The organism is Roseobacter cerasinus, from assembly GCF_009811755.1.
In the GTDB taxonomy this organism is placed as follows: domain Bacteria; phylum Pseudomonadota; class Alphaproteobacteria; order Rhodobacterales; family Rhodobacteraceae; genus Roseobacter; species Roseobacter cerasinus.
The window spans coordinates 214,403-241,270 of sequence record NZ_BLIV01000001.1 but is presented as its reverse complement, the minus strand read 5'-3'; the positions used below and the strand labels follow the sequence as shown (position 1 = coordinate 241,270).

Annotated in this window: 30 protein-coding genes; 23 read left to right on the top strand and 7 right to left on the bottom strand. The window is 62.3% G+C overall.

Features of this window, described 5'->3' with window-relative positions:
* The first annotated feature begins 21 nt into the window (after nt 1-21).
* Together mgtE and So717_RS01200 are read left to right on the top strand one after the other, a co-directional pair.
* The gene (gene mgtE, locus So717_RS01205; protein WP_159974388.1) at nt 22-1,413 is read left to right on the top strand and encodes a magnesium transporter; all 1,392 of its coding nucleotides are present in this window, start codon (nt 22-24) and stop codon (nt 1,411-1,413) included.
* Entirely contained in the window at nt 1,410-1,988 is a 579-nt protein-coding gene (locus So717_RS01200; RefSeq protein ID WP_159974387.1) for a 5-formyltetrahydrofolate cyclo-ligase, read from the top strand. The genes mgtE and So717_RS01200 overlap by 4 nt, the downstream gene beginning before the upstream one ends.
* On the opposite strand, the gene So717_RS01195 is transcribed toward So717_RS01200, so the two are convergent.
* Complete coding sequence (locus So717_RS01195) at nt 1,967-2,206, bottom strand: helix-turn-helix domain-containing protein (protein ID WP_438810627.1); 240 nt, start codon at nt 2,204-2,206, stop codon at nt 1,967-1,969. The genes So717_RS01200 and So717_RS01195 overlap by 22 nt on opposite strands.
* On the bottom strand, nt 2,199-2,777 hold the full coding sequence (locus So717_RS01190; protein WP_159974386.1) for a DUF2975 domain-containing protein: 579 nt from the start codon (nt 2,775-2,777) through the stop codon (nt 2,199-2,201). Before So717_RS01190 ends, So717_RS01195 begins: the two co-directional genes overlap by 8 nt.
* A 95-nt stretch (nt 2,778-2,872) precedes the next feature.
* Between So717_RS01190 and So717_RS01185 the strand changes: the two genes are divergently transcribed.
* From So717_RS01185 to So717_RS22010, 5 genes are all read left to right on the top strand, one after another.
* Nucleotides 2,873-3,481, top strand: a complete 609-nt coding sequence (locus So717_RS01185) for an outer membrane beta-barrel protein (protein ID WP_159974385.1) — start codon at nt 2,873-2,875, stop codon at nt 3,479-3,481.
* A 102-nt stretch (nt 3,482-3,583) separates the two neighbouring features.
* Nucleotides 3,584-4,396: a TIGR00282 family metallophosphoesterase gene (locus tag So717_RS01180; protein ID WP_159974384.1), complete on the top strand. Its 813-nt coding sequence runs from the start codon at nt 3,584-3,586 to the stop codon at nt 4,394-4,396.
* Entirely contained in the window at nt 4,393-5,301 is a 909-nt protein-coding gene (locus So717_RS01175; RefSeq protein ID WP_306439491.1) for a DMT family transporter, read from the top strand. The genes So717_RS01180 and So717_RS01175 overlap by 4 nt, the downstream gene beginning before the upstream one ends.
* A 51-nt stretch (nt 5,302-5,352) precedes the next feature.
* Nucleotides 5,353-7,134, top strand: a complete 1,782-nt coding sequence (locus So717_RS01170; RefSeq protein ID WP_238840587.1) for an SLC13 family permease — start codon at nt 5,353-5,355, stop codon at nt 7,132-7,134.
* A 120-nt stretch (nt 7,135-7,254) separates the two neighbouring features.
* The gene (locus So717_RS22010; protein ID WP_174238973.1) at nt 7,255-7,419 is read left to right on the top strand and encodes a hypothetical protein; all 165 of its coding nucleotides are present in this window, start codon (nt 7,255-7,257) and stop codon (nt 7,417-7,419) included.
* An 82-nt stretch (nt 7,420-7,501) separates the two neighbouring features.
* On the opposite strand, the gene So717_RS01165 is transcribed toward So717_RS22010, so the two are convergent.
* Nucleotides 7,502-9,274 (bottom strand): SLC13 family permease, encoded by a 1,773-nt coding sequence (locus tag So717_RS01165; RefSeq protein WP_159974383.1) that lies wholly within the window; start codon nt 9,272-9,274, stop codon nt 7,502-7,504.
* A gap of 53 nt (nt 9,275-9,327) precedes the next feature.
* Here So717_RS01165 and So717_RS01160 point away from each other — a divergent pair, with 53 nt between their 5' ends.
* The 4 genes from So717_RS01160 to So717_RS01145 all read left to right on the top strand — a co-directional run bounded on the left by So717_RS01160 (nt 9,328) and on the right by So717_RS01145 (nt 11,399).
* Nucleotides 9,328-9,819 (top strand): PAZ domain-containing protein, encoded by a 492-nt coding sequence (locus So717_RS01160; protein WP_159974382.1) that lies wholly within the window; start codon nt 9,328-9,330, stop codon nt 9,817-9,819.
* Nucleotides 9,820-9,915: 96 nt separating this feature from the next.
* Nucleotides 9,916-10,320: a helix-turn-helix domain-containing protein gene (locus So717_RS01155; RefSeq protein WP_159974381.1), complete on the top strand. Its 405-nt coding sequence runs from the start codon at nt 9,916-9,918 to the stop codon at nt 10,318-10,320.
* On the top strand, nt 10,317-10,586 hold the full coding sequence (locus tag So717_RS01150) for a hypothetical protein (RefSeq protein ID WP_159974380.1): 270 nt from the start codon (nt 10,317-10,319) through the stop codon (nt 10,584-10,586). Before So717_RS01155 ends, So717_RS01150 begins: the two co-directional genes overlap by 4 nt.
* A gap of 72 nt (nt 10,587-10,658) precedes the next feature.
* The gene (locus So717_RS01145) at nt 10,659-11,399 is read left to right on the top strand and encodes a YebC/PmpR family DNA-binding transcriptional regulator (protein ID WP_159974379.1); all 741 of its coding nucleotides are present in this window, start codon (nt 10,659-10,661) and stop codon (nt 11,397-11,399) included.
* Nucleotides 11,400-11,472: 73 nt separating this feature from the next.
* Here So717_RS01145 and So717_RS01140 read toward each other — a convergent pair whose 3' ends face one another.
* Both So717_RS01140 and So717_RS01135 read right to left on the bottom strand, forming a co-directional pair.
* The gene (locus So717_RS01140; protein WP_159974378.1) at nt 11,473-11,730 is read right to left on the bottom strand and encodes a hypothetical protein; all 258 of its coding nucleotides are present in this window, start codon (nt 11,728-11,730) and stop codon (nt 11,473-11,475) included.
* A gap of 82 nt (nt 11,731-11,812) precedes the next feature.
* Nucleotides 11,813-12,724: a LysR family transcriptional regulator ArgP gene (locus So717_RS01135; protein ID WP_159974377.1), complete on the bottom strand. Its 912-nt coding sequence runs from the start codon at nt 12,722-12,724 to the stop codon at nt 11,813-11,815.
* An 89-nt stretch (nt 12,725-12,813) separates the two neighbouring features.
* Between So717_RS01135 and So717_RS01130 the strand changes: the two genes are divergently transcribed.
* The 7 genes from So717_RS01130 (at nt 12,814) to So717_RS01100 (ending at nt 20,600) form a co-directional block, all read left to right on the top strand.
* Complete coding sequence (locus So717_RS01130) at nt 12,814-13,413, top strand: LysE/ArgO family amino acid transporter (RefSeq protein WP_159974376.1); 600 nt, start codon at nt 12,814-12,816, stop codon at nt 13,411-13,413.
* Nucleotides 13,414-13,565: 152 nt separating this feature from the next.
* On the top strand, nt 13,566-14,471 hold the full coding sequence (locus So717_RS01125; protein ID WP_159974375.1) for a DMT family transporter: 906 nt from the start codon (nt 13,566-13,568) through the stop codon (nt 14,469-14,471).
* A 70-nt stretch (nt 14,472-14,541) separates the two neighbouring features.
* A complete protein-coding gene (gene betI, locus So717_RS01120) occupies nt 14,542-15,117 on the top strand; it encodes a choline-binding transcriptional repressor BetI (protein WP_159974374.1) in 576 nt (191 codons plus the stop codon).
* A complete protein-coding gene (gene betC / locus So717_RS01115) occupies nt 15,114-16,622 on the top strand; it encodes a choline-sulfatase (protein WP_159974373.1) in 1,509 nt (502 codons plus the stop codon). Before betI ends, betC begins: the two co-directional genes overlap by 4 nt.
* 40 nt (nt 16,623-16,662) lie before the next feature.
* Complete coding sequence (betB, locus tag So717_RS01110; protein WP_159974372.1) at nt 16,663-18,120, top strand: betaine-aldehyde dehydrogenase; 1,458 nt, start codon at nt 16,663-16,665, stop codon at nt 18,118-18,120.
* A 90-nt stretch (nt 18,121-18,210) separates the two neighbouring features.
* Complete coding sequence (gene betA, locus So717_RS01105) at nt 18,211-19,869, top strand: choline dehydrogenase (RefSeq protein WP_159974371.1); 1,659 nt, start codon at nt 18,211-18,213, stop codon at nt 19,867-19,869.
* A gap of 65 nt (nt 19,870-19,934) precedes the next feature.
* Nucleotides 19,935-20,600 carry a thermonuclease family protein gene (locus tag So717_RS01100; protein ID WP_159974370.1) on the top strand — a complete coding sequence of 222 codons (666 nt, stop codon included), beginning with the start codon at nt 19,935-19,937 and terminating at the stop codon, nt 20,598-20,600.
* Between the two features lie 36 nt (nt 20,601-20,636).
* On the opposite strand, the gene So717_RS01095 is transcribed toward So717_RS01100, so the two are convergent.
* On the bottom strand, nt 20,637-22,037 hold the full coding sequence (locus tag So717_RS01095) for a helix-turn-helix domain-containing protein (protein ID WP_159974369.1): 1,401 nt from the start codon (nt 22,035-22,037) through the stop codon (nt 20,637-20,639).
* 127 nt (nt 22,038-22,164) lie between these two features.
* On the bottom strand, nt 22,165-23,376 hold the full coding sequence (locus tag So717_RS01090) for a multidrug effflux MFS transporter (protein WP_159974368.1): 1,212 nt from the start codon (nt 23,374-23,376) through the stop codon (nt 22,165-22,167).
* Between the two features lie 178 nt (nt 23,377-23,554).
* On the opposite strand from So717_RS01090, the gene So717_RS01085 reads away from it, so the two are divergent.
* From So717_RS01085 to So717_RS01070, 5 genes are all read left to right on the top strand, one after another.
* Complete coding sequence (locus tag So717_RS01085; RefSeq protein ID WP_159974367.1) at nt 23,555-25,087, top strand: acyl-CoA carboxylase subunit beta; 1,533 nt, start codon at nt 23,555-23,557, stop codon at nt 25,085-25,087.
* Between the two features lie 58 nt (nt 25,088-25,145).
* Nucleotides 25,146-25,526 (top strand): DUF6497 family protein, encoded by a 381-nt coding sequence (locus So717_RS01080; protein WP_159974366.1) that lies wholly within the window; start codon nt 25,146-25,148, stop codon nt 25,524-25,526.
* 211 nt (nt 25,527-25,737) lie between these two features.
* Nucleotides 25,738-25,875, top strand: a complete 138-nt coding sequence (locus So717_RS22005; protein ID WP_174238972.1) for a hypothetical protein — start codon at nt 25,738-25,740, stop codon at nt 25,873-25,875.
* Between the two features lie 66 nt (nt 25,876-25,941).
* On the top strand, nt 25,942-26,298 hold the full coding sequence (locus tag So717_RS01075) for a hypothetical protein (RefSeq protein ID WP_159974365.1): 357 nt from the start codon (nt 25,942-25,944) through the stop codon (nt 26,296-26,298).
* 289 nt (nt 26,299-26,587) lie between these two features.
* A complete protein-coding gene (locus So717_RS01070) occupies nt 26,588-26,794 on the top strand; it encodes a hypothetical protein (protein WP_159974364.1) in 207 nt (68 codons plus the stop codon).
* Nucleotides 26,795-26,868 lie beyond the last annotated feature (74 nt).

The window sequence follows — 26,868 nt, the reverse complement described above, 5'->3', positions numbered from 1 at the left end:
CGCAAACCAGGGGAGACGCGCATGTCAGATCAGTCCGCCGAGCTGGAGCCGGAGCGTGAAGACGACGCCTATGTGCTGGGTCCGAAGGCGGTTGCGGCGATCCTCTATGCGGTGGACATCGACGACAGCGCCAAGCTGACGGAGCTGATGGAGCCGCTGCACCCAGCGGACATCGCCGACCTTCTGGAACAGATCAACGCCTTTGATCGCTCGCGGCTGGTGCGGCTTTACGGGCGCGAGTTTGACGGCGAGATCCTGTCGGAACTGGACGAGTCGATCCGCGAAGAGGTCATCGGCGTTCTGACCCCGCAGGTGCTTAGCCAGGCCGTGCGCGACATGGATAGCGACGATGTCGTCGATCTGGTGGAGGATCTGGAGGATCACCAGCAGGAGGCGATCCTGGATGCGCTGCCCGATGCAGACCGCGTGGCGGTGCAGCAGGCGCTGAGCTATCCGGAATATTCCGCAGGCCGTCTGATGCAGCGCGAGCTGGTCATGGCGCCTGAGCATTGGACGGTGGGGCAGGCCATCGACCATTTGCGCGCCACGCCCGAGGACGAGCTGCCTGCGCAGTTTTATCACATCGTGTTGGTCGACCCGCGCCTGCACCCGATCGGGAATGTCACTTTGGGTAAGCTTATGCGCTCCAAGCGCGAGACGCGGCTGATCGACATCAAGGAAGAGACCTTTCAGGTCATCCCCGTCCAGCAGGACGAATCCGACGTGGCCTATGCCTTCAACCAGTATCACTTGATTTCCGCGCCCGTGGTGGATGACGAGGAGCGGCTGATTGGGGTGATCACCATTGATGATGCGATGGTGGTGCTCGATGAGGAACATGAGGAAGATATCCTGCGCCTCGCCGGTGTGGGGGAAGGCTCGCTCTCGGACCGGGTGGTGGAGACCACCAAGCAGCGCCTGCCCTGGCTGGCGGTGAACCTTGTGACAGCCATTGCGGCCAGCCTTGTGATCGCCCAGTTCGAGGTCGCGATTGCGCAGATCGTGGCGCTGGCAGTGCTCATGCCCATTGTGGCCTCGATGGGGGGGAACGCGGGCACACAGTCCCTGACTGTGGCCGTGCGGGCGATTGCCACTAAGGACCTGACCGGCGCCAACGTCTGGCGGGTGATCCGGCGTGAGGTGCTGGTGGGGCTGATCAATGGCGTGATCTTTGCGGTGGTGATGGGCATCGTGGGCCTGCTGTGGTTCGGCTCGCCCGCCTTGGGCTATGTCATCGCCGCGGCAATGGTGATCAACCTGGTAGTGGCCGGGCTTGCAGGCACAGTGATCCCGGTGATCCTAGACCGCGTCGGCGTTGACCCGGCGCTGGCCTCCGGGGCCTTTGTGACTACGGTCACGGATGTGGTGGGCTTTTTTGCCTTCCTCGGGCTGGCCGTCGTGGTGCTGCTATGAGCGATCTGGCAGCTGAAAAGGCAACGGCACGCGCCGAGGGGTTTGCGCGCCGCAAAGCGGCACATGCAGCGGATCCCGGTACGGGCGCCGCGGTGCTCTCCAGCTTTCTGGCGGGGCATCGTGGTGTGCCGCTCTCAGGCTATATGCCCATCCGGACGGAGATTGACCCGCTGCCTGCCATGGCCGAGGCAGCCGCTTATGGGCCCGTGGGTATTCCTGTGATCCTGGGCGCTGGGCAGCCCCTGAAATTCGCCCGTTGGGAGCCAGAGATGCCGCTGGTCGAGGGCGCCTTTGGCGCGCGCATTCCCGAAACACCGGAGTTCTTTGAGCCAGAGATCGTGATTGTCCCGCTGGTGGCCTTTGATTTGCGCGGTGGGCGCCTGGGCTATGGCGGCGGCTTTTATGACCGGACATTGGAGCTGTTGCGGGCCAAACGCCCGACGCTGGCGGTGGGTTTTGCCTATGCGGGGCAGGAGGCCCATGCCCTGCCGCTGGAGCCCACGGATCAGAGGCTTGATTTCATCGTGACCGAAACGGGCATGGCGGACCTGCGTCAGTCTTCGCCGACCTCATAGGTCAGAATATCTCCAGGCTGGCAGTCGAGCGCATCGCAGATCCGGGCCAGCGTTTCAAAGCGCACGCCTTTCACCTTGCCGGACTTCAGTAGCGAGACGTTCTGCTCGGTGATGCCCACCCGCTCGGCCAGCTCTTTCGATCGCATCTTTCGGCGCGCAAGCATCACGTCCAGCGTCACGATGATGCGCCGCCCTGCGTCTTGATCTGTCTCAGACAAAAGCCTTGTTTTCCTCCGCCAGATGCGCAGCGTCACCCATGATATGGCCCAGAGCCACCAGCATGAGCCCCAGAATGATGGCATAGATGTCGCCTTCCTCAGCGCCAAGCCTAAAGGTGATGCCCGTCGGATCCGCCCAGTAGCGCAGGGTGGCCCCCGCGATGCCATCAACGATCATGCTCACCGGCGCAATCAGAACCAGCACCCACCCGACGCGGCGCAGCCGAAGGGCCGTGCGCTCCGTGAAGATGCCTGATCCGTCGCGAATACCGGCAAAGAGCTGGCGGATCAGCAGCATCATCGCTGCGGCCATGAAATCTGTGGTCAGCCAGATCAGCGAGGCAAGCAGGGCGCTGGCGGTGGTCAGCGGCAGGCTGCCGATCTCCAGTTCCAGCTGCTCCGCCATTTCCCGTCCCAGATGCTGAGGATCGCTGATCGACAGGAAAATGAAATAGGCGGCAAAGAGCAGTGCAAGACACAGGGCCAATGTGCTGAACCAGACCCCCGCAAGGGCAGTGGCGGCGATCTTTGTCTGTCGGTCGAGATAGTCGGTCACGGCTACGAACTCCAAATAAAACTAAGCTTGCATAAATTATCGTAAAACAATAATTCATATAAGCACAAGGTTAACAATTCGCCTGTCTTCCATATTGTATGAGGACTCACATGGTTTATCGAGAGTTGTTTTTATCGGCTGGCATCCTGCTGGCCCTGGTGTTGCCCGCCGACGCCCGCGAGCGTTGGACTGGGCCCTATGTTGGGTTGTCCATCGACAGTATTGAAACAGCCTCTGAAATCGAAGGCAGCGGCGCGCATGATCTGTCGGACAAGGGGGTGCACTTTGGCATCTATGCAGGCTACGGGCGTCGCGGGCGGGGCAATCTGATCTGGACGCCCGAGGTGATGCTGTCCACCCTGGAGACCCAGGGCGGCGCGTCGGATGCAACCTTTGGCACCACGCGGTTTGACGGGTCTTTCCTGCTCGAACCTCGCATTCGCGTGGGTTTTGCAAGCGATCAGCTCTATTACTATGGGCTTGTCGGTCTCGGCATCACCGATGCGGGGCTGCGGCCTGCGGGGGCGGGGGATGATGATCTGATCGGGTCGTTTGGCGTGGGCCTCGGCGCGGAGTTTGCGATTGACGACAGGTGGTCGACCCGGCTTGAAGCGGTGTATTACCGATGGGAGGCTTCGGAGCAAGACTTCAACGGGCAAAGGCGGGACACCGAGAGTGACGCAACCGTCCTTCGCATTGGTCTCACGCGGCGGTTCTGACACGCGCATTGTGCCCGGCGCCGGTGTTGGTGCACCGGGCCCGACGTAAGGGAGCGTCATCCGCCCCTTGCCCTTGCGCGGTTTGCACCCTACCCATCCCGCATGAAGCTCATGTTCCTCGGAGATGTGATGGGCCGCGCCGGGCGCCGCGCCATCACGGAAAACCTGCCGCGCTTGCGCCAGGAGTGGAAGCTCGATTTCATTGTGGTCAATGGCGAGAATGCCACCTCGGGCATTGGCCTTTCCGGCGCGCACGCCAAGACACTGCTGGAGGCGGGGGCGGATTGCATCACGCTGGGCGATCACGCCTTTGATCAGAAGGACATGCTGCGGTTTATCGAGCAGGAGCCACGTGTGATCCGTCCGCTCAACTTCTCCAAGGCGGCGCCCGGAAAGGGTGCGCGGCTCTTCACGGCGCAGAACGGGCGCAAGGTGCTGGTGGCGCAGGCGCTGGGGCAGGTGTTCATGAAGCGCCCCTTTGATGATCCGTTTTCAGCGCTGGAGCCGGTGCTCAAGACGCATCCTCTGGGCGGGCAGGCGGCGGCGGTGATCGTGGACATTCACTGCGAAGCCACGTCTGAGAAGATGGCCATGGGTCATTTCTGCGACGGGCGGGCGAGCCTTGTTGTGGGCACCCACACCCATGTGCCGACGGCGGATGCCATGGTGCTGCCCGGCGGGACGGGGTATTTGACCGATGCGGGCATGTGCGGCGACTACAACTCGGTGATCGGGATGGACAAGGCAGAACCTTTGCGGCGCTTCATCACCGGCATGCCGCGCGAGCGGTTCACACCGGCCGCTGGTGAGGCAACACTCTCCGGTGTCTATGTGGAGACCGACGATCGGACCGGCAAAGCCACGCGCATCGCCATGGTGCGCAACGGAGGGCTGCTGGAGGCTGCCGCGCCGTGAGCCTGTCACGCCGCGAGATCCTCTTGTGCACCGGCGTTCTGATCCTGCTGGGGGCGGGCTGGGGTATGACCCAACCGCTGACGAAAATAGCGGTGTCCACCGGATACAAACACTTTGGCCTGATCTTCTGGCAGCTCTTCATTGGCGCCGCGCTGATGGCTGTTATATGTGCGATCCGGGGTACAAAGCTGCCACGCGGGCGGGCGCAGATCAGCATTTGCCTGATGGTCGCGCTGGTGGGCACAATGATCCCGAACACGACCTCCTATCAGGCAGCGGTGCATTTGCCGGCTGGCATCCTGTCGATCCTGTTGTCGATGGTGCCCATGTGGGCCTTTCCGATTGCTCTGATGATGGGGCTGGACCAGTTCTCGTGGCGCCGGTTCCTTGGCTTGGCGCTGGGGCTTTGCGGTGTGCTTTTGATCGCCGCACCCGGCGCCTCGGCGATGGATCTGGCGGTGTTCTGGGTGTTGATCGGGTTGATCAGCGGCATTTGCTATGGGTTTGAGGGCAATCTGGTCGCCAAGTTTGGCACCGCTGGGATGGACCCGTTCCAGGTGCTCTATGGGGCCTCGCTCATGGGGGCTGTGATCATGCTGCCGGTTGCGCTGGCCTCAACGCAGTGGATCCCGGCGGCAGAACTGCTGACCCGCGAAGGGCAGGCGCTGGTTCTGGCCTCGGTGATCCATGTGGTGGTCTATGCGGGCTATGTCTGGATGGTGGGGCGTGCAGGCTCTGTTTTTGCGGTGCAGGTGAGCTATCTGGTGACCGGTTTCGGGGTCATCTGGGCCAAGCTGATCCTGAATGAGAGCTATTCGAGTGGCATCTGGGCGGCGCTGCTGTTGATGTTTGCAGGCATGTATCTGGTCCAGCCGCGCGCAAAAGCCGCGCTTGCCCCGGCCTGAGCAATCCGCCACACTTACCGCAGGTTGAATGCTGCCAGAGGTGCTATCCCCTTGACACCCTTGATTGAATTGTCGCCGAACACCGGTGCGTTCCTCACGTTGGGCGTTGTGGCGGTGATGTTCGCTCTCTTTGTGCGCGAAACCTTTCCGACCGAGGTGGTGGCGATTGCGGGCTCGGCGCTGATGCTGCTGTTGGGCGTTCTTCCTTACGACACCGCGCTGGCGGTGCTGAGCAACCCGGCGCCCTGGACCATCGCTGCGATGTTCATCGTAATGGGCGCGTTGGTGCGCACAGGCGCGCTCGAAGTGCTGACCCAGATGGCCGAGCGCTACGCCAAGACGCATCCGCGTGGCGCTGTGGTGGGCGTGCTGTTGTCGGTCATGGGGGCGTCAGCGATCATGAACAACACGCCCGTCGTTGTAGTCATGATCCCGGTGGTGGTGCAGCTCAGCCAGACGCTGGGGGCGAAGGCGTCCAAGCTGCTGATCCCGCTGAGCTATGCGGCGATCATGGGCGGCTCGCTCACGTTGATCGGGACCTCGACCAACCTGCTGGTGGACGGCGTGGCCCGCACGCAAGGGCTGGAGCCCTTCACGATCTTCGAGATTCTGCCCATCGGCCTCGTCGTTTGCGTCTGGGGGCTGACCTATCTTGCGCTCTTCGGTCGGCGGCTGCTGCCGGACCGGGACAGCATGGCGAACATGCTCTCGGACCGCTCAAAGATGAAGTTCTTCACCGAGGCCGTGATCCCGCCGGAGTCGAACCTCATTGGGCGTGAAGTGCTGGGCGTGCAGCTTTTCAAGCGTGAGGGTGTGAGGCTGGTTGACGTGATCCGGGGCGACGCCTCGTTGCGGCGGAACCTGCAAGGGGTAGAGCTGCAAGTGGGCGACCGCGTCGTGCTGCGCACCCAGATGACCGAGCTTCTGAGCCTGCAGGCCACCAAGGAGCTCAAACGGGTCGATCAGGTCTCGGCAGTCGAGACCACCACAGTCGAGGTGCTGATCACGCCGGGCTGCCGGATGGTGGGTCGCAGCCTTGGCAGGATGCGGCTCCGGCGGCGCTACGGCGTCTACACACTTGCCGTGCATCGGCGCAATCAGAACATCGGGCGGCAGCTCGATGATCTGGTGGTCAAGGTCGGCGACACACTGCTGCTGGAAGGCGCGCCGGAGGATATCCAGCGGCTCGCGGCGGATATGGAGATGGTGGATGTCTCTCAACCCTCCGCCCGTGCCTTCCGGCGCAGCCACGCGCCCATTGCGATCCTAGCGCTGGTGGGGATCGTAGCGCTGGCCGCTTTCGACGTGGCCCCCATCCTGCTGCTGGCAATCCTCGCCGTGGCGCTGGTGCTGGTCACCGGCTGCATCGACGCGGATGAGGCGTTTTCCTTCGTCGATGGGCGGCTGCTTGCGTTAATCTTTGCCATGCTCTCGGTTGGTGCCGCGTTGCAGCATTCGGGGGCGGTGGCGCTGATCGTCGATGCGGTCTCGCCCACCCTGATGACGATGCCGCCAACGCTGGTGGTACTGGTGGTGTTTGTGATGACGTCGACCCTGACCGAGATCGTCTCGAACAATGCGGTGGCGGTCATCATGACGCCATTGGCGATTGGTCTCGGCACGGCGCTTGGCCTCGATCCGCGCCCGCTGGTGGTGGCTGTGATGATCGCGGCCTCCTGTGCCTTCGCGACCCCCATCGGCTATCAGACCAACACGCTGGTCTACGGCCCGGGCGGCTATCGCTTCACCGATTTCCTGCGCGTGGGCGCCCCCCTCAACCTGAGTATGGGGCTGATCGTATCGATGGTCATCCCGCTGATCTGGCCGCTTTGACGGCGCATGCTGCTATGCAGAAAATGCAGATCAGCTTTTCCCTTTTGCACGTTGTTTGTTAACGGTTTCGACATCATGTTGGCGCTATCAGAACATCCGGTTTTGATGAAAGGACGCAACATGAATAGCATCATTACAAGACTGAAGACCGCGGCCGCGAAACGGGCCGAATTCAACCGCACCTATCACGAGCTGCGGCACATGCCACGCGACACGGCGATTGATCTGGGGATGTTCCCGGAAGACGCTTACGATGTGGCCTACGCGCACGTTTACGGACGCTGAGCCAAAGGGCGTCAGAAGGCGCCGACGATATTCCCGACCCGCATTCGGTGCCCCGGATGCGGGTCTTTTTTTTGCCCTGACGTCAAAGCGGCCAGACAATCAGGATCATCGGGATGGAGACAGCCACGACGATGATCTCAAGCGGCAGCCCCATGCGCCAGTAATCGCCGAACCCGTACCCACCCGGGCCGAGGATCAGCGTGTTGTTCTTGTGCCCGATGGGGGTGAGAAAGGCGGAGGAGGCCGCAACCGCCACGGCCATCAGGAACGGGTCGGGCGAGACATCGAGGCTCTGCGCCATCTGGATGCCCACAGGGGCGGCGACGATTGTGGTGGCGGTGTTGTTGAGCACATCCGACAGCGTCATGGTCACCACCATCAGCACGGTGAGCACCGCCCAGGCTGGCAAACCGCCAGTCCAGGAGACAAGCGCGCCCGCGATCAATTCCGTGCCGCCCGAGCTTTCCAGCGCCGCGCCCAGGGGGATCATGGAGCCCAGCAGCACGACCACGGGCCAGTTGATCTGATCGTAAAGCTCGCTCAAGGGCACAATGCGCGTGAGCACATAGGCCACCACGACCAGTCCTAGTGCTATGGGCAGGTAGAGTAGCCCGACGCTGGCCGCAGCCACTGCCCCGGCAAAAAGCCCGATGGCCAGCCACACTTTGCGGTTCTCGGTCACGGCGAGGCCACGGTTGGCCAGCGGCAGGCAGCCCAGCCAGTCGGTCACATCCGGGCCGGTGTCGCGCGGCACGAGCAGCAAGAGGATATCGCCGGTCTGCACCACCGTCTTGCGCAGGTGCTTGGTGATCCGCTTGCCCTGGCGCGAGATGCCCAGCAACACGGTGCGCTGGCGCCAGGCCAGGCCAATGGCCTGCGCCGTCTTGCCATTGATGCGCGCGCCCTCGGGCACGACGACCTCGATGATTTCGACACCATCGCCATCTGCGCGCAGGGCTTCCTCGCGTTTGGCGTCGGCCACGGCCAGATCGAGGCTGCTGCGGAATTCATCCAGCGCGTCGGGCGTCGCTTCCAGTACCAGCGCGTCTCCGGCCTGCAGCATGGCGTTGCGGGCGGGTCCATAGCGGCGCTTGCCGTCGCGGATGAGGCCCAGGATGGCCACATCCGCCTTGTCCGCCGCCTCGGACAGCTCTGCCACGCGCTTGCCGATCTGCTTGTTGCCCTCGGGTACCGTCAACTCGGCGATGTACTGGGACAGGTCAGCTTCGGCGGTGGTTGCAGTGTCTCCCTGAGGGATCAGCCGCCAGCCAATCAGGGCGACAAATGCCAGCCCGGCGAGTGCTGCGGCCGCGCCCACGGGGGCGAAGTCGAACATGGCAAAGGGCGTGCCAAGCGCATCTTCGCGGATCGACGCGATGATGATGTTGGGCGGTGTGCCGATCAGCGTGGCCATGCCCCCGAGGATGGTTGCAAAGCTCAGCGGCATGAGGCTGAGGCCCGCCGGGCGCCCCGCCTTGCGCGCGGTCTGGATGTCGACAGGCATGAGCAGGGCGAGGGCCGCGACATTGTTCATGAAGGCCGAGAGCACGCCGCCGATGGCGCCCATCAGCGCGATATGCGCGCCCAGGGCGCGAGAGGCATCCACCAGCGTGCGGGTGATCAGGAACACCGCGCCCGACCGGACCAGCCCGGCAGAGACCACCAGCACGAGAGCGACGACAAGGGTAGCCGGGTGACCGAAACCGGAAAAGGCGTCCTCGGTCGGGACCACGCCCAGAACCACGCCGAGCATCAGCGCGGAAAAGGCAACGATATCGTAGCGAAAGCGCCCCCAGAGCAGCAGCCCAAAGACCGCGCCAAAGAGCGCGAAAAGGATGATCTGGTCTTGTGTCAAACGGGCTGCTCCACGCTCTTGATTTCGCGATGTGTTTTACCTCAACTGCGGTTATGTCCGATTTGAAGTTTTTAATCACCAATGGATTTCTGGAGGCGCTGGAGAAGGCGGGCAAGCTCGCCCCGCGCGCGGCGTCCAGGGCCAAGGTGCGGATTTTCAAGCTGAAGCGGTATCTCGACGCGGTGGAGCACAGCTGGCGCACCCCGGATCATCTGCGCTGGAGCCATGTGGCCGAGGCGCAGCATGTGAAAAGCGCCTATCCGCCGCCCGAATTCGGGGCCTTCCTAGCCAATCTGGAGAAACCTGTTCTGTTTCAAAGCATTGACGGGCTCGATGATCCGGATGCGGAGGGGTATTTTGCGCGGTTTCGCGCGCGGAAGTTCGATCTGGCCTGTGTCGTGCTCTACACCGAGCAACCGAAGAGGCGGTTGGCCTTCCTCAGTGTTGGGTCGCTGGCCGACTGCACGCGGAGCCTCGATGATCTGCAGAATGCGGTGGCCGCGCGCAAGGTGATCGCGGAACTGCGCGCGGTTACCAGAGACTAACCGCGTCGGGCGCTGAAATCTTGACAGGTGGCGGTTCATGGCTTAGGTGTTGCTTTGCAAGGCAACAGTTTTCGACCACCAGATGAAAGGTGATGCATGACTGATGTACAGATCAACGCGGGCAGCGGGGCCAAATCCGCCAAGCCGCGCACCACCCGCCGCGCCGCGCGCACCGCGACTGCGCCGGTGAAACCGGTGAAACCGCTTGACGATGCCGCGTTTGAGGCGGCCTTTGATGCATTGGATCCTGCGGAGCGGCACGCCGTCTTCCGTGACGTGGGCGAGGAACTGGCCAGGACGCTGGGCGCGCAGGTGATTGCGCAGATGCTGAACGGGTCCGGGCTGAGCCGACGCGAGATCGCGGCGCAATCGGGGTTCGACCACACGGCCTTGTCGCGGATCGCGCGGGGCGAGTCCAAGACCGGGCCGACCTTGTGGAAGGTCTTTGCGCTGGCCGAAGCGCTCGGCTACCGGATCGAGTTGAACGCCGTCAAGAAGTGAGCAAGGCGGGCCTCGTCTCTGACGCGCTGATCCTTGCTCCGGCGATCTGGGCATGTTCTTTCCTGCTGCGCTCCCGCTGGCACGAACGCGCTGTGGCGCGGCTGGTCGCGCAAGGCGCGGACGAGCCGACAATTCAGTTGAAACGCGAAGAGGCGCGGTATTATCAGGATTTCGCCCGCGTGATGCCCAACTACATGCTGGCTGCGCTGACGCTGGGGCTGGCGATCCGGGCCTGTCTGATCCTCGCGGCATTTTTTGCACCCTAGTCTCTGGGGGTTGAGCGTTTCCGCCCGCGCGGATACATAACCCCAAACTCAAAAGACGAATGGAGGGTGCCGATGGCCGGACACTCAAAATGGGCCAACATCCAGCACCGCAAGGGCCGTCAGGACGCCGTGCGGGCCAAGCTGTTTTCAAAGCTTAGCAAAGAGATCACCGTGGCCGCCAAGATGGGCGACCCTGATCCCGACAAGAACCCGCGCTTGCGTCTGGCCGTCAAGGAAGCCAAGTCGCAATCGATGCCGAAGGACAACATTGATCGCGCGATCAAGAAGTCTCAGGCGGGTGAGGGCGATGACTACGAAGAAATCCGCTATGAGGGTTACGGCCCCAATGGCGTGGCTGTGATTGTCGAGGCGATGACGGACAACCGCAATCGGACGGCCTCGACCGTGCGCTCGACCTTCACCAAGAATGGCGGCAATCTGGGGGAGACGGGCTCGGTCGGCTTCATGTTCGACCGCAAGGGTGAGGTCAGCTATCCGGCGGATGTGGGGGACGCCGACACCGTGATGATGGCGGCCATCGAGGCCGGGGCCGAAGACGTGGAAAGCTCCGACGATGGGCATGTGATCTGGTGTGCGGATACGGACCTGAACGAGGTGGCCACGGCTCTGGAGGCGGAGCTGGGCGAATCCGAAAGCACCAAGCTGGTCTGGAAGCCGACCACCACGACCGAGATGGACCTCGACGGGATGCAAAAGCTGTTGCGGCTGATCGATGCGCTCGAAGATGATGATGACATTCAGCGGGTCACCACAAACTTCGAAGCCTCCGATGAGGTGATGGAGCAGCTCTGACGCGCGCCCCGATCGGGACAGAAAAAAGCCGCCGGGCAGGGACCGGCGGCTTTTTCGTCATCCGGGGTGGGGGCTACCGGACTTCGTCACATTGGGTGCAAAACAGCATCCGGGCAAACTGGCCCCAGCTCTGCCGCGATGCCCTCTGAGGGCGCGCCGTGCTGCGGTTGATGCGTTTCATCAGATGCTTCAGATCCGTCAGCCTCTGGCGTGCGCCGCTGCCTCCTGCGTGGCTTTGCACGGTCAGGATCTTCTTTTGCGTGTGCAGAGCGGACTCGATCAGTTCGAGGTCTTTTGCGGTCAGGTCCAGGTTGTGCAAGTTATCCAGCATTTGACTCATATCCTTGTTACATTCCCATCATATGGGGAACAAAGAGAGATAAGCCAATCATCACGCGTAAGATTTCCGTGATTTATTGTTTCGGTCTTACATTCCCGTGAGGGGGGTTAATCAATTTGCCGCGCGCCTGGCGCGCAATCGCGGTGCTCAAAGGGGCGAGTGCAGGGGCCATAAGCCTGCTGGTCTGCCAGTAAAGTGCTATATCCAAAGGGTTCTCTGGCGATAGCTCCACCAACCGGCCGTCTTTCAGATGTGTCTCGACCAGAGACAACGGATTCATACCCCACCCCAGCCCGGCGCAGGCGGCATCCACGAAGGCGTGGGTTGAGGGCAGTTGATGCGTCGGCGGAGAGAGCTTTTCACCGGTCAGCTTCGTGATCCAACCGTGTTGCAACCGGTCCTTCACATTAAAAGTCATCATCGGCGCCTGTTCCAGCGCGGGCGCGGTCACCCCATGCGGAAACCACGTCTGTGCAAATCCTGGGCTGGCTGTTGCCACGTAGCGCAGGGCGCCCAGTGGCCTGGCTGTGCAACCGGAGACCGCCTGATGTTGTGCGGTCACCGCCCCGCTGACTGCGCCGCGTAGCAGCCAGTCCGTCGATGTGTCCTGATCGTCGATCACGAGATCAAACAAGAGGTCCTGCACCTCAGCCAGAGCGGAGACAAACCAGGTCGCAAGGCTGTCGGCATTGACCGCGATGCGCACGCGCGGGGCGGCGAGGGCGGCGTCGGGCTGAAGGGTGCGCAAGACATGCGCCTCCATCAGGGCCACATCATCCGCGTGCCGGGCCAGCCGCGTGCCCGCGTCTGTCGGCGTGCAGGGGTGGCCGCGGTAGATCAGGGCGGTGCCCATCCGCTCCTCCAGCGCCTTGATCCGTTGCGAGACGGCAGAGGGTGTCACGCCGAGGCTGGCGGCGGCCGCTTCAAAGCTGCCATCGCGGACAATGGCGGCCAGTGCGGTCAGATGATGACGATCAATCGACATTAGAAAAACTTAATCCGAATTCAGATTTTTAATTTGAGTAATCTTTGGTGGCTCGCTAGTCAACACGACAGCAAAGCGGAGATGATTGCATGTTTGACACCTTCCTGCCGGGATATCTGCTCAGCCTGTCGCTGATTGTGGCGATTGGGGCGCAGAACGCCTTTGTGCTGCGACAGGGTTTGCGGCGTGAACATGTGTTCTGGGTATGTCTCACCTGCGGTGCGTCGGACGCCATTCTGATTGCGTCGGGGGTGGCCGGGTTTGGCGCGCTGGCGCAGTCCTTGCCCTGGTTTGAGACCGTCATGCGATACGGAGGGGCGGCGTTCCTGCTATGGTACGGGTGGCGCAGCGCCAGATCGGCCTGGATCGGAGGGCAGGCTCTGGAGGCGGAAGAGGGTACGCAGAAGGCCTTGCTGCCCACCGTGCTGACCTTGCTTGCGCTGACCTGGCTCAATCCGCATGTGTATCTTGATACGGTTGTGCTGATCGGGTCGATCTCGGCGCAATATGATGATCGCCTGTTGTTTGGGGCCGGTGCGGTTCTGGCAAGCCTGAGCTTCTTTTTCGCGCTTGGCTATGGCGCACGGTTGTTGGCGCCACTGTTCGCGCGGCCTGCCAGCTGGCGCATCCTCGATGCGTTGATCGCCCTGACCATGTGGGCCATCGCGCTTGGATTGCTGCTGGTCTGAGAGATCCGACGGGGGGATGAAGCGCCCATCCCCCCATCGAGGGGGGAGCGGGCGCTGCCCGGCGTGCCGCCGGGGGATCCAGTGGTGAGAGTCTGGGCTTTATCGGGTCGACGCCTCTTGCGGTGAGGCGCAAAACACGGTGTCTATGGCGCATGGTCACCCGCACACCCCAACGCCCCGTTGCCGGCATCTTCTGGATGCTTGTCACGGGGCTGTGCTTTATCGCCGTTACGGCCTTGGTGAAGTATCTGGGCACGCGGGTTCCACCTGCGGAATCAGCCTTCCTGCGGTATCTGATGGGGTTGGTGTTTCTTATCCCGGTCATGGGTGTGCTGCGGGGTGCGCGGCTGACGTCACGCCAGTGGAGACTTTTTGGCCTGCGAGGGGCCATGCACGGCATAGGCGTCATCCTGTGGTTCTATGCGATGGCGCGCATTCCAATCGCAGACGTGACGGCGATGAACTACATGGCACCGATCTACGTCACGATTGGCGCCGCCCTCTTTCTGGGCGAGCGGTTGGCACTCCGGCGCATCGCGGCGATCCTTGCGGCGCTTTGTGGTGCGCTCCTGATCCTGCGGCCCGGCTTTCGCGAGATCAGCAGCGGCCATCTGGCCATGATCGGCACGGCGATTGCCTTCGGCGGGTCCTATCTGACCGCCAAGGTGATGGCGGATGAGGTCAAGCCTGCTGTCGTTGTTGGGATGCTCTCGATCTTTGTGACCCTCACACTTGCGCCCTTTGCGTTGGCCAATTGGGTGACCCCAACCTTGGCGGAGCTTGCCGTGCTGTTCCTCGTGGCCTGTGTGGCAACGGCGGGTCACTACTCGATGACGCTGGCCTTCGCGGCAGCGCCTTTGACGGTCACTCAGCCGGTGACCTTTGCCCAGCTTGTCTGGGCGGTGCTGCTGGGTACCCTTGTCTTTGACGAAGCGGTCGACATCTGGGTTGTTTTGGGTGGGCTCGTGATCATGGGGTCGGTGGTCTTCATCACTCTGCGTGAGGCCGCATTGAAACGGGGCGAGACCACGCCGCCGGTCCATGCGACAAAGGGGTAGCTTTTGTTGATTGACTGATCAATAAAAAAACCGCTATCAGATGCGACACCACATACGAGAGGGGAGTCGCATGCCCAAACTTGGAATGGAGCCAATCCGGCGCAGCGCGCTTGTCGAAGCCACGATTGCCGAACTGGCTTCGAAAGGCTCGCTTGATGTGACCGTAGGCCAGATTGCCAAACGTGCGGGCATGTCCACGGCCTTGGCGCACCACTACTTTGGCGGGAAGGATCAGATTTTTCTCGCCGCGATGCGGCAGATCCTGCGCGATTTCGGGGCGGAGGTGCGCCGTGATCTGGCCGCCGCCGACAGCCCGAAGGCCCGTGCGGTTGCCATCATCGAGGCCAGCTTTTCGCCCACCTGCTTCTCGCCCAAGACCGTCAGCGCCTGGATGACCCTCTATGCCCAGGCCCAGACCAACGCCGAGATGCTGCGGCTGCTGCGCCTCTACCAGAGGCGCCTGAAATCCAACCTCTGCCACGCGCTGCGCCCGCTGATCACAGCACCCGAAGCGCAAGCCGAACTGCTCGCCGCCCTGATTGATGGCCTCTACCTGCGCGCGGCCCTCTCGTGCTCGCAAAGTCCTGATGACGCACGGCAAAAGACCCTCGATATGCTGGCCCTCATGCTGGAGCAACGCGCATGAGACGCCCCAACATCCTGATCCTGATGGTCGATCAGCTGAACGGCACGCTTTTCCCGGACGGCCCGGCAGAGTGGCTGCACGCGCCCAACCTCAAGGCGCTCGCCGCACGCTCGACCCGCTTCCGCAACGCCTATACGGCCTCGCCGCTCTGCGCGCCGGGGCGGGCCGCCTTCATGTCCGGCCAACTGCCCTCCGCCACCGGCGTCTATGACAACGCGGCGGAGTTCCCGTCGTCTGTGCCCACCTACGCTCACCACCTGCGCCGCGCAGGCTACCAGACCTGCCTCTCGGGCAAGATGCACTTCGTGGGCCCGGACCAACTGCACGGGTTCGAAGAGCGCCTCACGACCGACATCTACCCGGCTGACTTCGGCTGGACGCCAGACTACCGCAAACCGGGCGAACGCATCGACTGGTGGTATCACAACATGGGGTCCGTGACGGGTGCAGGCGTCGCGGAAATCACCAACCAGATGGAGTATGACGACGAGGTTGCCTTCAACGCCACGCGTAAGCTCTATGACTTGTCGCGCGGGGCGGATGAGCGCCCATGGTGCCTGACCGTCAGCTTCACCCACCCACACGACCCTTATGTCGCGCGCAAGAAATACTGGGATCTCTACGAGGAGTGCACCCACCTGCTGCCCGAGGTGCCCGCCATCCCCTACGCAGACCAAGATCCCCATAGCCAACGCATCTTCGACGCCAACGACTGGCGCAGCTTCGACATCAGTGAAGAGAACATCCGCCGCTCCCGTCGCGCCTATTTTGCAAATATCAGCTACCTGGACGACAAGATCGGAGAGGTTTTGCAAACTCTGGAGGACACCCGGCAAGAAGCGATCATCCTCTTTGTCTCTGATCACGGCGATATGCTGGGCGAGCGCGGGCTGTGGTTCAAAATGTCCTTCTTCGAAGGCTCCTCCCGCGTGCCGCTGATGATCTCAGCACCGCAGATGGACCCAGGTTTGCAAACCACGCCCGTGTCGAACATCGACGTCTGCCCAACGCTATGCGATCTGGCAGGGGTCTCGATGGAGGAGATCGCCCTCTGGACCACTGGCCAATCGCTGGTGCCCATGGGGCAGGGGGGTGAACGCACCGAGCCTGTCGCCATGGAATACGCCGCTGAAGCCTCCTATGCACCCATGGTCTCACTGCGCTACGGCAATTGGAAGTACAACCGCTGCGCGCTGGATCCGGATCAGCTCTTCGACCTCGACGCAGACCCCCATGAGCTGACCAACCTCGCAAAGCACCCGGCTCATCAAGGCACGCTGACCCAGCTCAAAGCCAAATCTGAGACGCGCTGGGATCTCGCCGCCTTCGACGCCGACGTGCGCCACAGCCAGGCCCGCCGCTGGGTCGTCTACGACGCGCTGCGCCAGGGCGGCCACTACCCGTGGGACTACCAGCCCCTGCGCGCCGCCTCCGAGCAATACATGCGCAACCACATGGATCTCAACGTGCTCGAAGACAGCAAACGCTTTCCTCGAGGCGAGTAACCCTTTCATTGTTCTTCAAATATGCCCGCCGGAGGCGATCATGACCTGTCCAACCCAGCCCACCGCCAGCCATTTCATCAATGGCGCCTACATCGAAGACACCGCAGGCGCGCCCATTGAGGTGATCTACCCCGCAACCGGCGAGACCATCGCCACCGTGCATGCGGCGACCCCCGCCCTGATCGAACAGGCCATTGCAGGCGCGCGCGCCGCGCAACCCACCTGGGCCGCGATGACCGGCACTGAGCGGGGCCGCATCCTGCGCCGCGCCGCCGACATCCTGCGGGAAAGGAACCACGAATTGTCGGTGCTGGAGACCTATGACACCGGCAAACCCTATCAGGAAACCAGCGTGGCTGACGCCACCAGCGGAGCCGACGCGCTGGAATACTTCGGGGGCATGGCGGCGACGCTCACCGGCGAACACATCCAACTTGGCGAAGACTGGGTCTACACCCGCCGCGAGCCGCTGGGGCTCTGCGTCGGCATTGGCGCCTGGAACTACCCCATCCAGATCGCCTGCTGGAAAGGCGCCCCGGCGCTGGCCTGCGGCAACACGATGATCTTCAAACCCTCCGAGACCACGCCGCTCTGCGCGCTGAAGGTCGCTGAAATCCTGCACGAAGCAGGCCTGCCCGCTGGCGTCTTTAACGTGCTGCAGGGCCTGGGCGAGGTGGGTGCGGCGCTGGTGACCGATCCGCGCGTCGACAAGGTCTCGCTGACCGGGTCGGTGCCCACAGGGCGCAAAGTCTATGCCGCTGCAGCCCAAGGTATGAAACACGTCACCATGGAGCTGGGCGGCAAATCCCCACTGATCATCTTCGACGATGCTGACATCGAAAACGCCGTCAGCGGCGCGATCCTGGGGAACTTCTACTCCTCCGGGCAGGTCTGCTCGAACGGCACGCGGGTCTTTGTGCACAAGGCCATCAAGGAAGCTTTCCTCGACCGTCTGGGCGCCCGGCTATCGAGCGCGGTGATCGGCGATCCGATGGACCCCAACACAAGCTTTGGCCCAATGGTTTCCGAGCGGCAAATGACTATCGTTCTGGACTATATCGAAAAAGGCAAAGCCGAATGCGCGCGGCTGGTCTGCGGCGGCGCGCGGCTGGACCGGGAGGGGTTCTACATCCCGCCCACCGTCTTTGCCGATGTGACCGATGACATGGTCATCGCCCGCGAAGAGATCTTTGGCCCGGTCATGGCCGTGCTGGATTTCGAGGACGAGGCGGATGTGATGGCCCGCGCAAATGACACCGAGTTTGGCCTGGCCGCCGGGGTCTTCACCCGTGACCTGGCGCGCGCGCACCGCGTCGCTGCCGGGTTCGAGGCGGGCGCATGCTTTATCAACAGCTACAATGACGCGCCGGTCGAGGCGCCCTTTGGCGGGGTCAAAGCCTCCGGCGTGGGGCGCGAAAACTCCAAGGCAGCCGTCGAACACTACAGCCAGGTCAAATCGGTCTATGTGCGCATGGGCGACCTTGAGGCGCCGTTTTGACCAACAGGACCTGATCCAAAGGCGCGCTGACGCGCACGCCATTTATTTGGCGCGTGCCGCGCGGCGCTTTTCCAGTGAGTGAGAGTGAACATGCAAGCGGATTTCGTGATTGTGGGCGCGGGCAGCGCGGGCTGTGCGATGGCCTACCGGCTGAGCGAGGCGGGGGCGTCGGTGATCGTGATCGAGCACGGCGGCACGGATGTGGGGCCGTTCATCCAGATGCCGGCTGCGCTGTCCTACCCGATGAATATGAAGCGCTATGACTGGGGTTTTACCTCCGAGCCTGAGCCGCGTTTGAACAACCGCCGTCTGGCCTGCCCGCGTGGCAAGGTGCTGGGCGGCTCGTCCAGCATCAACGGGATGGTCTATGTGCGCGGCCACGCGATGGATTTCGACCATTGGGCAAAGCAGGGGGCAGATGGCTGGGCCTATGCGGATGTGCTGCCCTACTACAAGCGGATGGAAAATTGGCATGACAATGGGCATGGCGGCGACCCGTCCTGGCGCGGCAGCGATGGCCCGCTGCATGTGAGCCGGGGACCCCGGCAAAACCCGCTCTATCACGCCTTTGTCGAGGCGGGGCGGCAGGCGGGCTATCAGACCACCGATGACTACAACGGCGAACAGCAGGAAGGCTTTGGCCCGATGGAGCAGACCGTCTGGCAAGGGCGCCGCTGGTCCGCTGCCAACGCCTATCTGCGCCCGGCCATGAAGCGTGTCAATTGCACCGTCGTGAACGGGCTGGCGCAGCGTGTGGTGATCGAGGAGGGTCGTGCCACAGGGGTCGAGATACGGCGCGGCGGGACCGTCGAGGTGATCCGTGCCAACCGCGAAGTGGTGCTCGCCGCCTCCTCAATCAACTCACCGAAGCTGCTGATGTTGTCCGGCATTGGTCCGGCAGCGCATTTGGCAGAGCACGGGATTGAGGTGGTCGCGGACCGCCCGGGCGTTGGCCAGAACCTGCAGGACCATCTGGAACTCTACCTGCAGATGGCCGCCAGCCAGCCGATCACGCTCTACAAGCATTGGAACCTGGTCTCCAAGGCGGTGATTGGCGCGCAATGGCTTGTCTTCAAAAAGGGTTTTGGCGCGTCCAACCAATTCGAAAGCGCAGGCTTCATTCGCTCCCAACCCGGAGTGGCTTACCCCGACATCCAGTTCCACTTCCTGCCGCTGGCCGTGCGCTATGACGGCAAGGTCGCGGCAGAGGGCCATGGGTTTCAGGCGCATGTGGGGCCGATGCGGTCACCTTCGCGCGGGGCGGTCACGCTGGCCTCGGCGGATCCGGCGCAGGCGCCCAAGATCTTTTTCAACTACATGTCGACCGAAGAGGATTGGGTTGATTTCCGCCGCTGTATCCGCTTGACGCGCGAGATCTTTGCGCAGGAGGCGTTCAAGTCCTTCGTCAAGCGCGAGATCCAGCCGGGTGCGGCGCTGCAATCCGACGACGACCTCGACGGCTTCATCGCCGAGCATGCCGAGAGCGCCTATCACCCCTGCGGTACCTGTCGCATGGGGCGCCCCGATGATGCGAGGGCCGTAGTCGACCCTGAGGCACGGGTGATCGGTGTCGATGGTTTGCGCGTGGCGGACAGCAGCATCTTCCCACGCATCACCAATGGCAATCTCAACGCCCCCTCGATCATGGTCGGAGAGAAAGTCTCGGACCATCTTTTGGGTCGTGCGCCGCTGGCTCGCGCCAACGATGAAACCTGGGTGCATCCGAACTGGCAGATTGCTCAGCGTTAGGATTTTGTTAACCGAAGTTAACGAAATCACTTGTCACAGGCCTGCCCGCACGTCATGCCCGATGCATGCGTGTATTTATGGTGTGTTTTTTTGTGGCCAGCCTTTGTGGTGCAGCCGCAACCTCTGCCGGTGAGGTGATCTCCGGCAAGCTCCGGGTGATTGACGGGGACAGTCTCGCCATTGGAGACGTGCAGATCCGTCTTTTCGGGATCGACGCGCCGGAGGTGAAACAAACCTGTCGGACGGAACAGGGCGTCACCTGGGAGTGTGGTGTCTGGGTTGGCCAGCAGGTCACCACGCGCTATGCCGGACAAGTGGCGCGGTGTACCACAGTGACCACCGATCGCTATGGGAGGACGGTCGCGCGCTGTGACGTGGATGGTGTCGACATCTCCGAAGAGCTGGTGCTGGATGGGCTGGCTTTTGCCTACCGGTCCTATTCCCACGACTATGTCCTGGCGGAAAAGAGCGCTGCGGTGCGCGACGCCGGATTGCATGCTCACCGGGTGCAGGACCCGTCGCAGTTTCGCCAGACCCGGGCGGCAGGGCGCTTTCCGCCTGATCCCGCCTGCCGGATCAAAGGCAACATCTCAGCCAAAGGCGTCCGGATCTACCACCTGCCGGGGCAGCGCGACTATGACCGCACGGGCATTCGACCGGAAACAGCGGAGCGGTGGTTTTGCACCGCTGCGGAGGCGCGGGCCGCAGGGTGGCGCGCCGCGAAACGCTAGGGCGTCGAACTGCACTGCTGGTGGATGTGGGCAGGGTTACCCAATCTGATAGGGCAGCACATCGCGTTGGTCCGGATCGACTTTCAGCTTGCGCTCCAGCGGAGGAACGGCGCGTTGGTGGCACTGCGCGCGTTCGCAAATCCGGCAGGAGATCCCGATAGGCTCAAACGCGCCATCGCGGCTGAGGTCGAGACCATCGGCATAAACCAGATCTTTCGCGTGGCGCACCTCGCACCCGAGCGCAATGGCATAGCGGCGCACCGGCGCGCCAAACCGACCCGCAGGTTTCGAGACATCGCGCGCCAGATTGATATAGCGCACGCCATCGGGCGTTTCTGCGAGCTGGCGCAGAAATTGGCCGGGCAATTCGAAGGCTCGGTGTACGTTCCAGAGCGGGCAGGCCCCGCCGAACCGCGCGAACTGTAGCCGTGTTGCGGAATGCCGTTTGGTGATGGTGCCCGCCTGATCGACCCGCACAAAGAAAAACGGGATGCCTTTGGCACCTGGACGCTGCAGGGTCGAGAGCCGGTGCGCCACCTGTTCGATGGAGGCCCCGAAATGCCCAGCCAGCGCCTCCACATCATGGCGGCAGGCGCGCGCCTCCTTCTGAAAGGCGGCATAGGGCATCAGGGCGGCCCCGGCGAAGTAGTTTGCCAACCCGATCTTGGCGATAGCCCGCGCTTCGGCGGATTGAAACCGGGCGAGGTCAAGCGTCGCCTCCAGCAGCGCGTTCTGTTTCACGAGCGCCACTTGCAACAGCAGCTGGAAGGTCTGGCTTTCGGGCGGCGCCCGGCGCGACAGGGTCAGCACGCCTTTGTCTGCGTCGAAACTGCGCAGCTTGTCCGTATCCTTGAAACTGACTGTGACGTCGGAGTTCCCCAGCGTCGAGACGGCCGCGACGCGGATGTTGCGATGCCCGCCTTGCTTGGTCGCGAAGTGCTCTGCCGCGCGGTCGACCGCATCTATGTAATTGTCGCAATAGTGAAAGAAATCGCGCACCTCTTCCCAGGGGCTGGGCGTTGTACGCGCATCTTCTCGACCCAGAGCTTCATCAAGCGAAGCTAAACGTTCCTGCATCTGACGGTAGTTGCGGTGCAATTCCAGAAATGCCCGGGCAAAGGCAGGTGCATTGGAGGCCGCAAGTCGCAAATCTGCAAGTGGCGGCAGCGCATCAGCAAAGAGCGGATCGGCCAGCGCCTCGCGCATATCGCTGACCAGGCGCTCCCCGTCGCCAGTGCTGAGCTCGGTCACGTCCAGGCCAAATTCCTGCGCCAGCGCCAGCACCACCGTGGTCGAAACCGGCCGGTTGTTGTTCTCCATCTGGTTCAGATAGGGCAGCGAGACCCCAAGCTTGGCCGCAAAATCCTTTTGCGTATGACCCAGCCGCGTGCGCAGCTCGCGCAGCTTCGCCCCGGCATAGAGTTTCTGTGTGGCCATCCCCGTGTCCTTGCGTGGTTTGCAACTTTGCAGACACGCAGATCGTATCTTTGCAAACTGCCCCCGGCAAGGTGCCCGATTTTTGGTTAACGGGTACCTAACGGGAGGGCGTGGCAGGCTGAAAAAATCACGCGATACGCCGCTCGCGGCGATAGACCAGGAGGATCGAGACCACAGCGGCGCTTGAGGTGGCGAGCATGATGGCCAGCAGGGGCATCGCGCCGGTCTCGGGGCTGAGGGACGCACCGGCCAGAATGCTCAGCGCGGCACCGCCACCAATCATGATGGCACCGCCCAGGCCGGAGGCGGATCCTGCCAGATGCGGCCGCACCGACAGCATGCCCGCCGTGGCATTCGGAATAACCAGCCCGTTGCCCAAGCCAACAAAGGTCATCAGGCCAAAGAAACTGAGGGCGGAGCCTTGCCCGACCAGAAAAATCAGCAGCGACAGCAGCACACCGAACGCGTTGATCAGGCTGCCGGTCAGCACCAACCGGATGATTCCGATGCGGCTGGCCAGCAGGCCTGTCAGGAAATTCCCAAAGAAGTAACCCACCGCAGGCGCACCGAAGTAGACGCCAACCCAGAAGGGCGACATGCCGAAGATTTCGGAGCCCACAAACGGCCCGCCACCCAGATAAGCAAAGAATGCGCCTGAGCAGAAACCCGCAGTCAGCGAATAGCCCCAAAATCGCGGCGACATCAGCAGCTCCGGATATTCTGAAAACTGCCGGTTGAGGGATTTGCCGCTTTGCACCGCCGTCTCTCCCTGATCGGACCAGGCCAGCCAGAGCGTGAAGGCGCCCATCAGAAACAGCGCCCAGAAGCTGCCGCGCCAGCCAAAGGAGGCATCGAGCGCGCCGCCAATCGACGGGCTGATCATCGGGACAACCGCCATGCCCATGGTGACATAGCCGATCATGGATGCGGCCTGATCCTGCTCGTACATGTCACGCACAGCGGCGCGGCTCAGCACCATGGCGACAGCGACAACGGCCTGGATCATGCGGAAGACAAGGAAGATTTCAGCTGTGGGAGCAAAGATGCAGCCAAGGGTCGCGATCAGGAAAATCACCAGCCCCCAGAGCACAACAGGCCTGCGGCCGTAGCGATCCGAGATTGGCCCGATCAGCACTTGCAGACCGGCGCTGATGCCCAGATACAGCCCAACCGACAATTGCATGCGGCTATAGTCCGACTGAAAGTATTCCGTCATGTTGTTCAGGCTGGGCAGGAACATGTTCATGGCCATCGCCGACAGCCCGGCCAGCAGAATCAGCGTGGCGACATGCGGAGGGGTGGAGCGATCGAGAAAGCGAACGACGGGTGGGGAGTTCATGCACAGACCCTAGGAGCGACTTGATTTGTTGTCCACGCATAGCAGCTATGCTTTCATCCGAGATTTTCAGATTTGCAATTTGCAAAAATATACCTGCATAGAGTTTGCAAATTAACGAGAAACCACTTCGATCCGCTGGAAACATTGCTATGGTGCGCCGAACCAATCAGGGGGCGTCATGAAGGACATATTGGACCAGTTGGAAGAGCGCCGGGAGACGGCGCGACTGGGTGGCGGTCAACGGCGGATTGACGCCCAGCATGGCCGTGGCAAGCTGACCGCACGCGAGCGCGTTGATCTGCTGCTGGACGAGGGCAGTTTCGAGGAGTTCGACATGTTTGTCGCCCACCGCTGCACCGACTTCGGCATGGAACAGGAAAAGCCCGCAGGCGATGGCGTTGTAACCGGTTGGGGCACGATCAACGGGCGCCTCGTCTATGTCTTCAGTCAGGATTTCACCGTGCTTGGCGGCTCGGTCTCCGAGACCCATGCAAAGAAGATCTGCAAGATCATGGATTTGGCCGTTCAGAACGGCGCACCGGTTATTGGCATCAACGATTCCGGTGGTGCGCGTATTCAGGAAGGTGTGGATTCGCTGGCCGGCTACGGCGAGGTCTTTCAGCGCAATATCATGGCTTCTGGCGTGGTGCCGCAGATCAGCGTGATCATGGGCCCCTGCGCGGGCGGGGCGGTCTACTCCCCCGCGATGACGGACTTCATCTTCATGGTGAAAGACAGCTCTTACATGTTTGTGACGGGCCCCGATGTGGTCAAAACCGTCACCAACGAACATGTCACCGCAGAAGAACTCGGCGGGGCGGGCACCCATACCAAGAAATCCTCAGTGGCGGATGCCGCGTTTGAAAATGATGTCGAGGCGCTGGCCGAGGTGCGGCGTCTGGTCGACTTCCTGCCCGCCAACAACCGCGAGCGCCCGCCGGTGCGCCCGTTCTTTGACGAGCCGGACCGCATCGAGACATCACTTGATACGCTGGTGCCGGAAAATCCGAACACGCCTTACGACATGAAGGAGTTGATCCTGAAGCTGGCGGATGAGGGCGACTTCTACGAAATCCAGGAGGATTTCGCGCGCAACATCATCACCGGCTTCATCAGGCTTGAAGGGCGCACAGTCGGCGTGGTGGCGAACCAGCCGATGGTTCTGGCCGGGTGCCTCGACATTGACAGCTCGCGCAAGGCGGCTCGCTTTGTGCGCTTTTGCGATGCGTTTGAGATCCCGATTCTGACGCTGATAGACGTGCCCGGCTTCCTGCCCGGGACCAGCCAGGAATATGGCGGTGTGATCAAACACGGCGCCAAGCTGCTCTTTGCCTATGGCGAGGCGACGGTGCCGACCGTTTCGGTGATCACGCGCAAGGCCTACGGTGGAGCCTATGTGGTGATGTCGTCCAAACACCTGCGGGCGGATTTTAACTATGCCTGGCCCACGGCGGAGATCGCGGTGATGGGCGCCAAGGGCGCGACCGAGATCATCCATCGCGCCGATCTCGGTGATGCGGAGAAGATCGCGCAGCACACCGCGGACTACGAAGACCGGTTCGCAAACCCTTTTGTGGCCTCCGAACGTGGGTTTGTGGACGAAGTGATCATGCCGCGCACCACGCGCAAGCGCATTGCGCGGGCCTTTGCATCGCTGCGCAACAAGCAAGTCCAGATGCCGTGGAAAAAGCACGACAACATTCCGCTGTAGAGGGCGGCGTCATGCGGGGTTTTGAGATGACATCTGCAAGATTGCAGGGCAGGGCGGCATGAGCGTTGCCCCGGCCATTGCCTTTGCGGCGGCGGGTGCGGTGCCGGTGTTTGAGGTGCCCTCCGGCCAGCCTGTCACGCTTTATGAGGTGCTGACCGACAGGGTGGGTGAGGAAAGCTGGCTGCGGTTTCGCTTTCTGGCCCCGGAGATCGCGCGCGACGGCGGCAGTGTCAGCTTTGCCGATGCTGAGCCTGATCTGGAGCATCTCTGCACCGCCGTGGCGCTGCCTTACATGGCGGACTATGGGCTTGCCGCTGATATCGTGGCCGTGACCCTGCTGGATCGCGATGTCCCTTTTGGCAGCACGGACCCGGATGCCACTCAATTCATTGACATTTTTCGCGTCAGTTCTGGCGTCTGCGTCTGGGAGGGGCTTTGATGCTGAGACTTGATCATCGGCAATACGGACCGTTTCGGCGGAAAGCCGCGGTCCAGACGGCGGCGTCTGGCGGATCGGCGCTGTGGGCGTTTCTTTTGCCGGAGCGTTTTCATATGGTGCGATCGAGCAGCCCATCGGGCTGTCTCGCCCCAAAAGGGAAGGGCGTCCCATTCAGGCGCCTGGTCCCTCAATATTGTGACAGGAGATACAGATGTCCAAGAGCATCAAACTGCTGGCAGCGCTGGGTTTTGTTGCCTTCGTCGCCGCATGTGCCAACGAGCAGGAAGAATATGTCGTGGTTGAGCCTGAACCGATCACGACGGAACCGGTGCAAACCGGCAAGTTCTAAATCCTTCACATCGGGGCTGGCGTGGCTCGCCCCGATGTGTCGGCCCCGCGCGCGATGGGGATGGCTATGCTGAAACATCGCGGATTTCCCGGCAGGCTGCCGGGCACGGATTACCATTTCACCCTTCGCAGATTTAATCCGCGCGGTGTCACTCCGCTGACGCGGCGTGAGCGCTTCAAGGATCGCAAGCCAGCCGACCGCCGCGCGGATGCGGCGTTCTTTCAGGCGCTTTGGGCGCATTTCGGAACAGAGCCTTTCGTGCGCGGCAATCTGGATGCGGGCCGCCTGTCGTGGCTCTTCGGGCGGGAGGTGCTGCCCGCCACGGACCCGTTCGACCCGGCGGATTATGACGCGGTGCTGGTGATCAATGAGGCGGTCGCCCGCCAGTCCTTCCCAGAGGCTTTTGAGGGCGGATCGGCATGATTTCGCCGGAATTCCCTCTCAACTGGCAATCTCTGGCTCATGGCCGAGATTCTCGTTCAAAAACACTGGAAAATTCAACCAGTGCGAGTATTGTCGTTGATACAGCCACGCGCGAATATCCCCGCACCGTGTCTGTGTACACTATTCGTACCCCTTCCCCTGGCGGGCAGTGTGACATGTTTTTGTCCTCACTGCCCGCCTTTTTCATGGGGCGCTCACCGGCATGGAATAAACGAGGCGCGCCCTGCGTTTGCAGGGTGTTCGCAGTGACTTTAAGAGGACATGAACCATGCCAGTTAAACAGATCATTCTCACGCTTGCCGCCTGTGCGGGGCTTGCTGCTTGCGGCGAAACACTTGGCGAGCAGGCGGTTGGTGGCGCGGCCATCGGCGCGGGCACCGCAGTTGTCACCGGTGGCGGTGCGTTGCGCGGGGCGGCCATCGGCGCAGGCGCCAATGTGGCCTACTGCCAGATCTACCCCAGCAAGTGCAACTGATCCCGCACTCGTAACACATCCCTCTGACACCATCGCCGCGCGTGCCCGTCACGCGCGGCGTTTTGCGTTCTGCG

Excerpts from the sequence above, each read along its gene's own strand:
- So717_RS01125 (WP_159974375.1), top strand. The coding sequence starts at position 13,566 with ATGGTCACCCGCACACCCCAACGCCCCGTTGCCGGCATCTTCTGGATG.
- So717_RS01160 (WP_159974382.1), top strand. The coding sequence starts at position 9,328 with ATGTCCGATTTGAAGTTTTTAATCACCAATGGATTTCTGGAGGCGCTG.
- So717_RS01180 (WP_159974384.1), top strand. The coding sequence starts at position 3,584 with ATGAAGCTCATGTTCCTCGGAGATGTGATGGGCCGCGCCGGGCGCCGC.
- So717_RS01135 (WP_159974377.1), bottom strand. The coding sequence starts at position 12,724 with ATGTCGATTGATCGTCATCATCTGACCGCACTGGCCGCCATTGTCCGC.
- So717_RS01100 (WP_159974370.1), top strand. The coding sequence starts at position 19,935 with ATGCGTGTATTTATGGTGTGTTTTTTTGTGGCCAGCCTTTGTGGTGCA.
- So717_RS01075 (WP_159974365.1), top strand. The coding sequence starts at position 25,942 with ATGCTGAAACATCGCGGATTTCCCGGCAGGCTGCCGGGCACGGATTAC.
- So717_RS01080 (WP_159974366.1), top strand. The coding sequence starts at position 25,146 with ATGAGCGTTGCCCCGGCCATTGCCTTTGCGGCGGCGGGTGCGGTGCCG.
- betA (WP_159974371.1), top strand. The coding sequence starts at position 18,211 with ATGCAAGCGGATTTCGTGATTGTGGGCGCGGGCAGCGCGGGCTGTGCG.
- betC (WP_159974373.1), top strand. The coding sequence starts at position 15,114 with ATGAGACGCCCCAACATCCTGATCCTGATGGTCGATCAGCTGAACGGC.
- So717_RS01200 (WP_159974387.1), top strand. The coding sequence starts at position 1,410 with ATGAGCGATCTGGCAGCTGAAAAGGCAACGGCACGCGCCGAGGGGTTT.
- So717_RS01095 (WP_159974369.1), bottom strand. The coding sequence starts at position 22,037 with ATGGCCACACAGAAACTCTATGCCGGGGCGAAGCTGCGCGAGCTGCGC.
- So717_RS22010 (WP_174238973.1), top strand. The coding sequence starts at position 7,255 with ATGAATAGCATCATTACAAGACTGAAGACCGCGGCCGCGAAACGGGCC.
- betI (WP_159974374.1), top strand. The coding sequence starts at position 14,542 with ATGCCCAAACTTGGAATGGAGCCAATCCGGCGCAGCGCGCTTGTCGAA.
- So717_RS01145 (WP_159974379.1), top strand. The coding sequence starts at position 10,659 with ATGGCCGGACACTCAAAATGGGCCAACATCCAGCACCGCAAGGGCCGT.
- So717_RS01140 (WP_159974378.1), bottom strand. The coding sequence starts at position 11,730 with ATGCTGGATAACTTGCACAACCTGGACCTGACCGCAAAAGACCTCGAA.
- So717_RS01155 (WP_159974381.1), top strand. The coding sequence starts at position 9,916 with ATGACTGATGTACAGATCAACGCGGGCAGCGGGGCCAAATCCGCCAAG.
- So717_RS01185 (WP_159974385.1), top strand. The coding sequence starts at position 2,873 with ATGGTTTATCGAGAGTTGTTTTTATCGGCTGGCATCCTGCTGGCCCTG.
- So717_RS01070 (WP_159974364.1), top strand. The coding sequence starts at position 26,588 with ATGCCAGTTAAACAGATCATTCTCACGCTTGCCGCCTGTGCGGGGCTT.
- So717_RS01085 (WP_159974367.1), top strand. The coding sequence starts at position 23,555 with ATGAAGGACATATTGGACCAGTTGGAAGAGCGCCGGGAGACGGCGCGA.
- So717_RS01090 (WP_159974368.1), bottom strand. The coding sequence starts at position 23,376 with ATGAACTCCCCACCCGTCGTTCGCTTTCTCGATCGCTCCACCCCTCCG.
- mgtE (WP_159974388.1), top strand. The coding sequence starts at position 22 with ATGTCAGATCAGTCCGCCGAGCTGGAGCCGGAGCGTGAAGACGACGCC.
- So717_RS22005 (WP_174238972.1), top strand. The coding sequence starts at position 25,738 with ATGTCCAAGAGCATCAAACTGCTGGCAGCGCTGGGTTTTGTTGCCTTC.
- betB (WP_159974372.1), top strand. The coding sequence starts at position 16,663 with ATGACCTGTCCAACCCAGCCCACCGCCAGCCATTTCATCAATGGCGCC.
- So717_RS01130 (WP_159974376.1), top strand. The coding sequence starts at position 12,814 with ATGTTTGACACCTTCCTGCCGGGATATCTGCTCAGCCTGTCGCTGATT.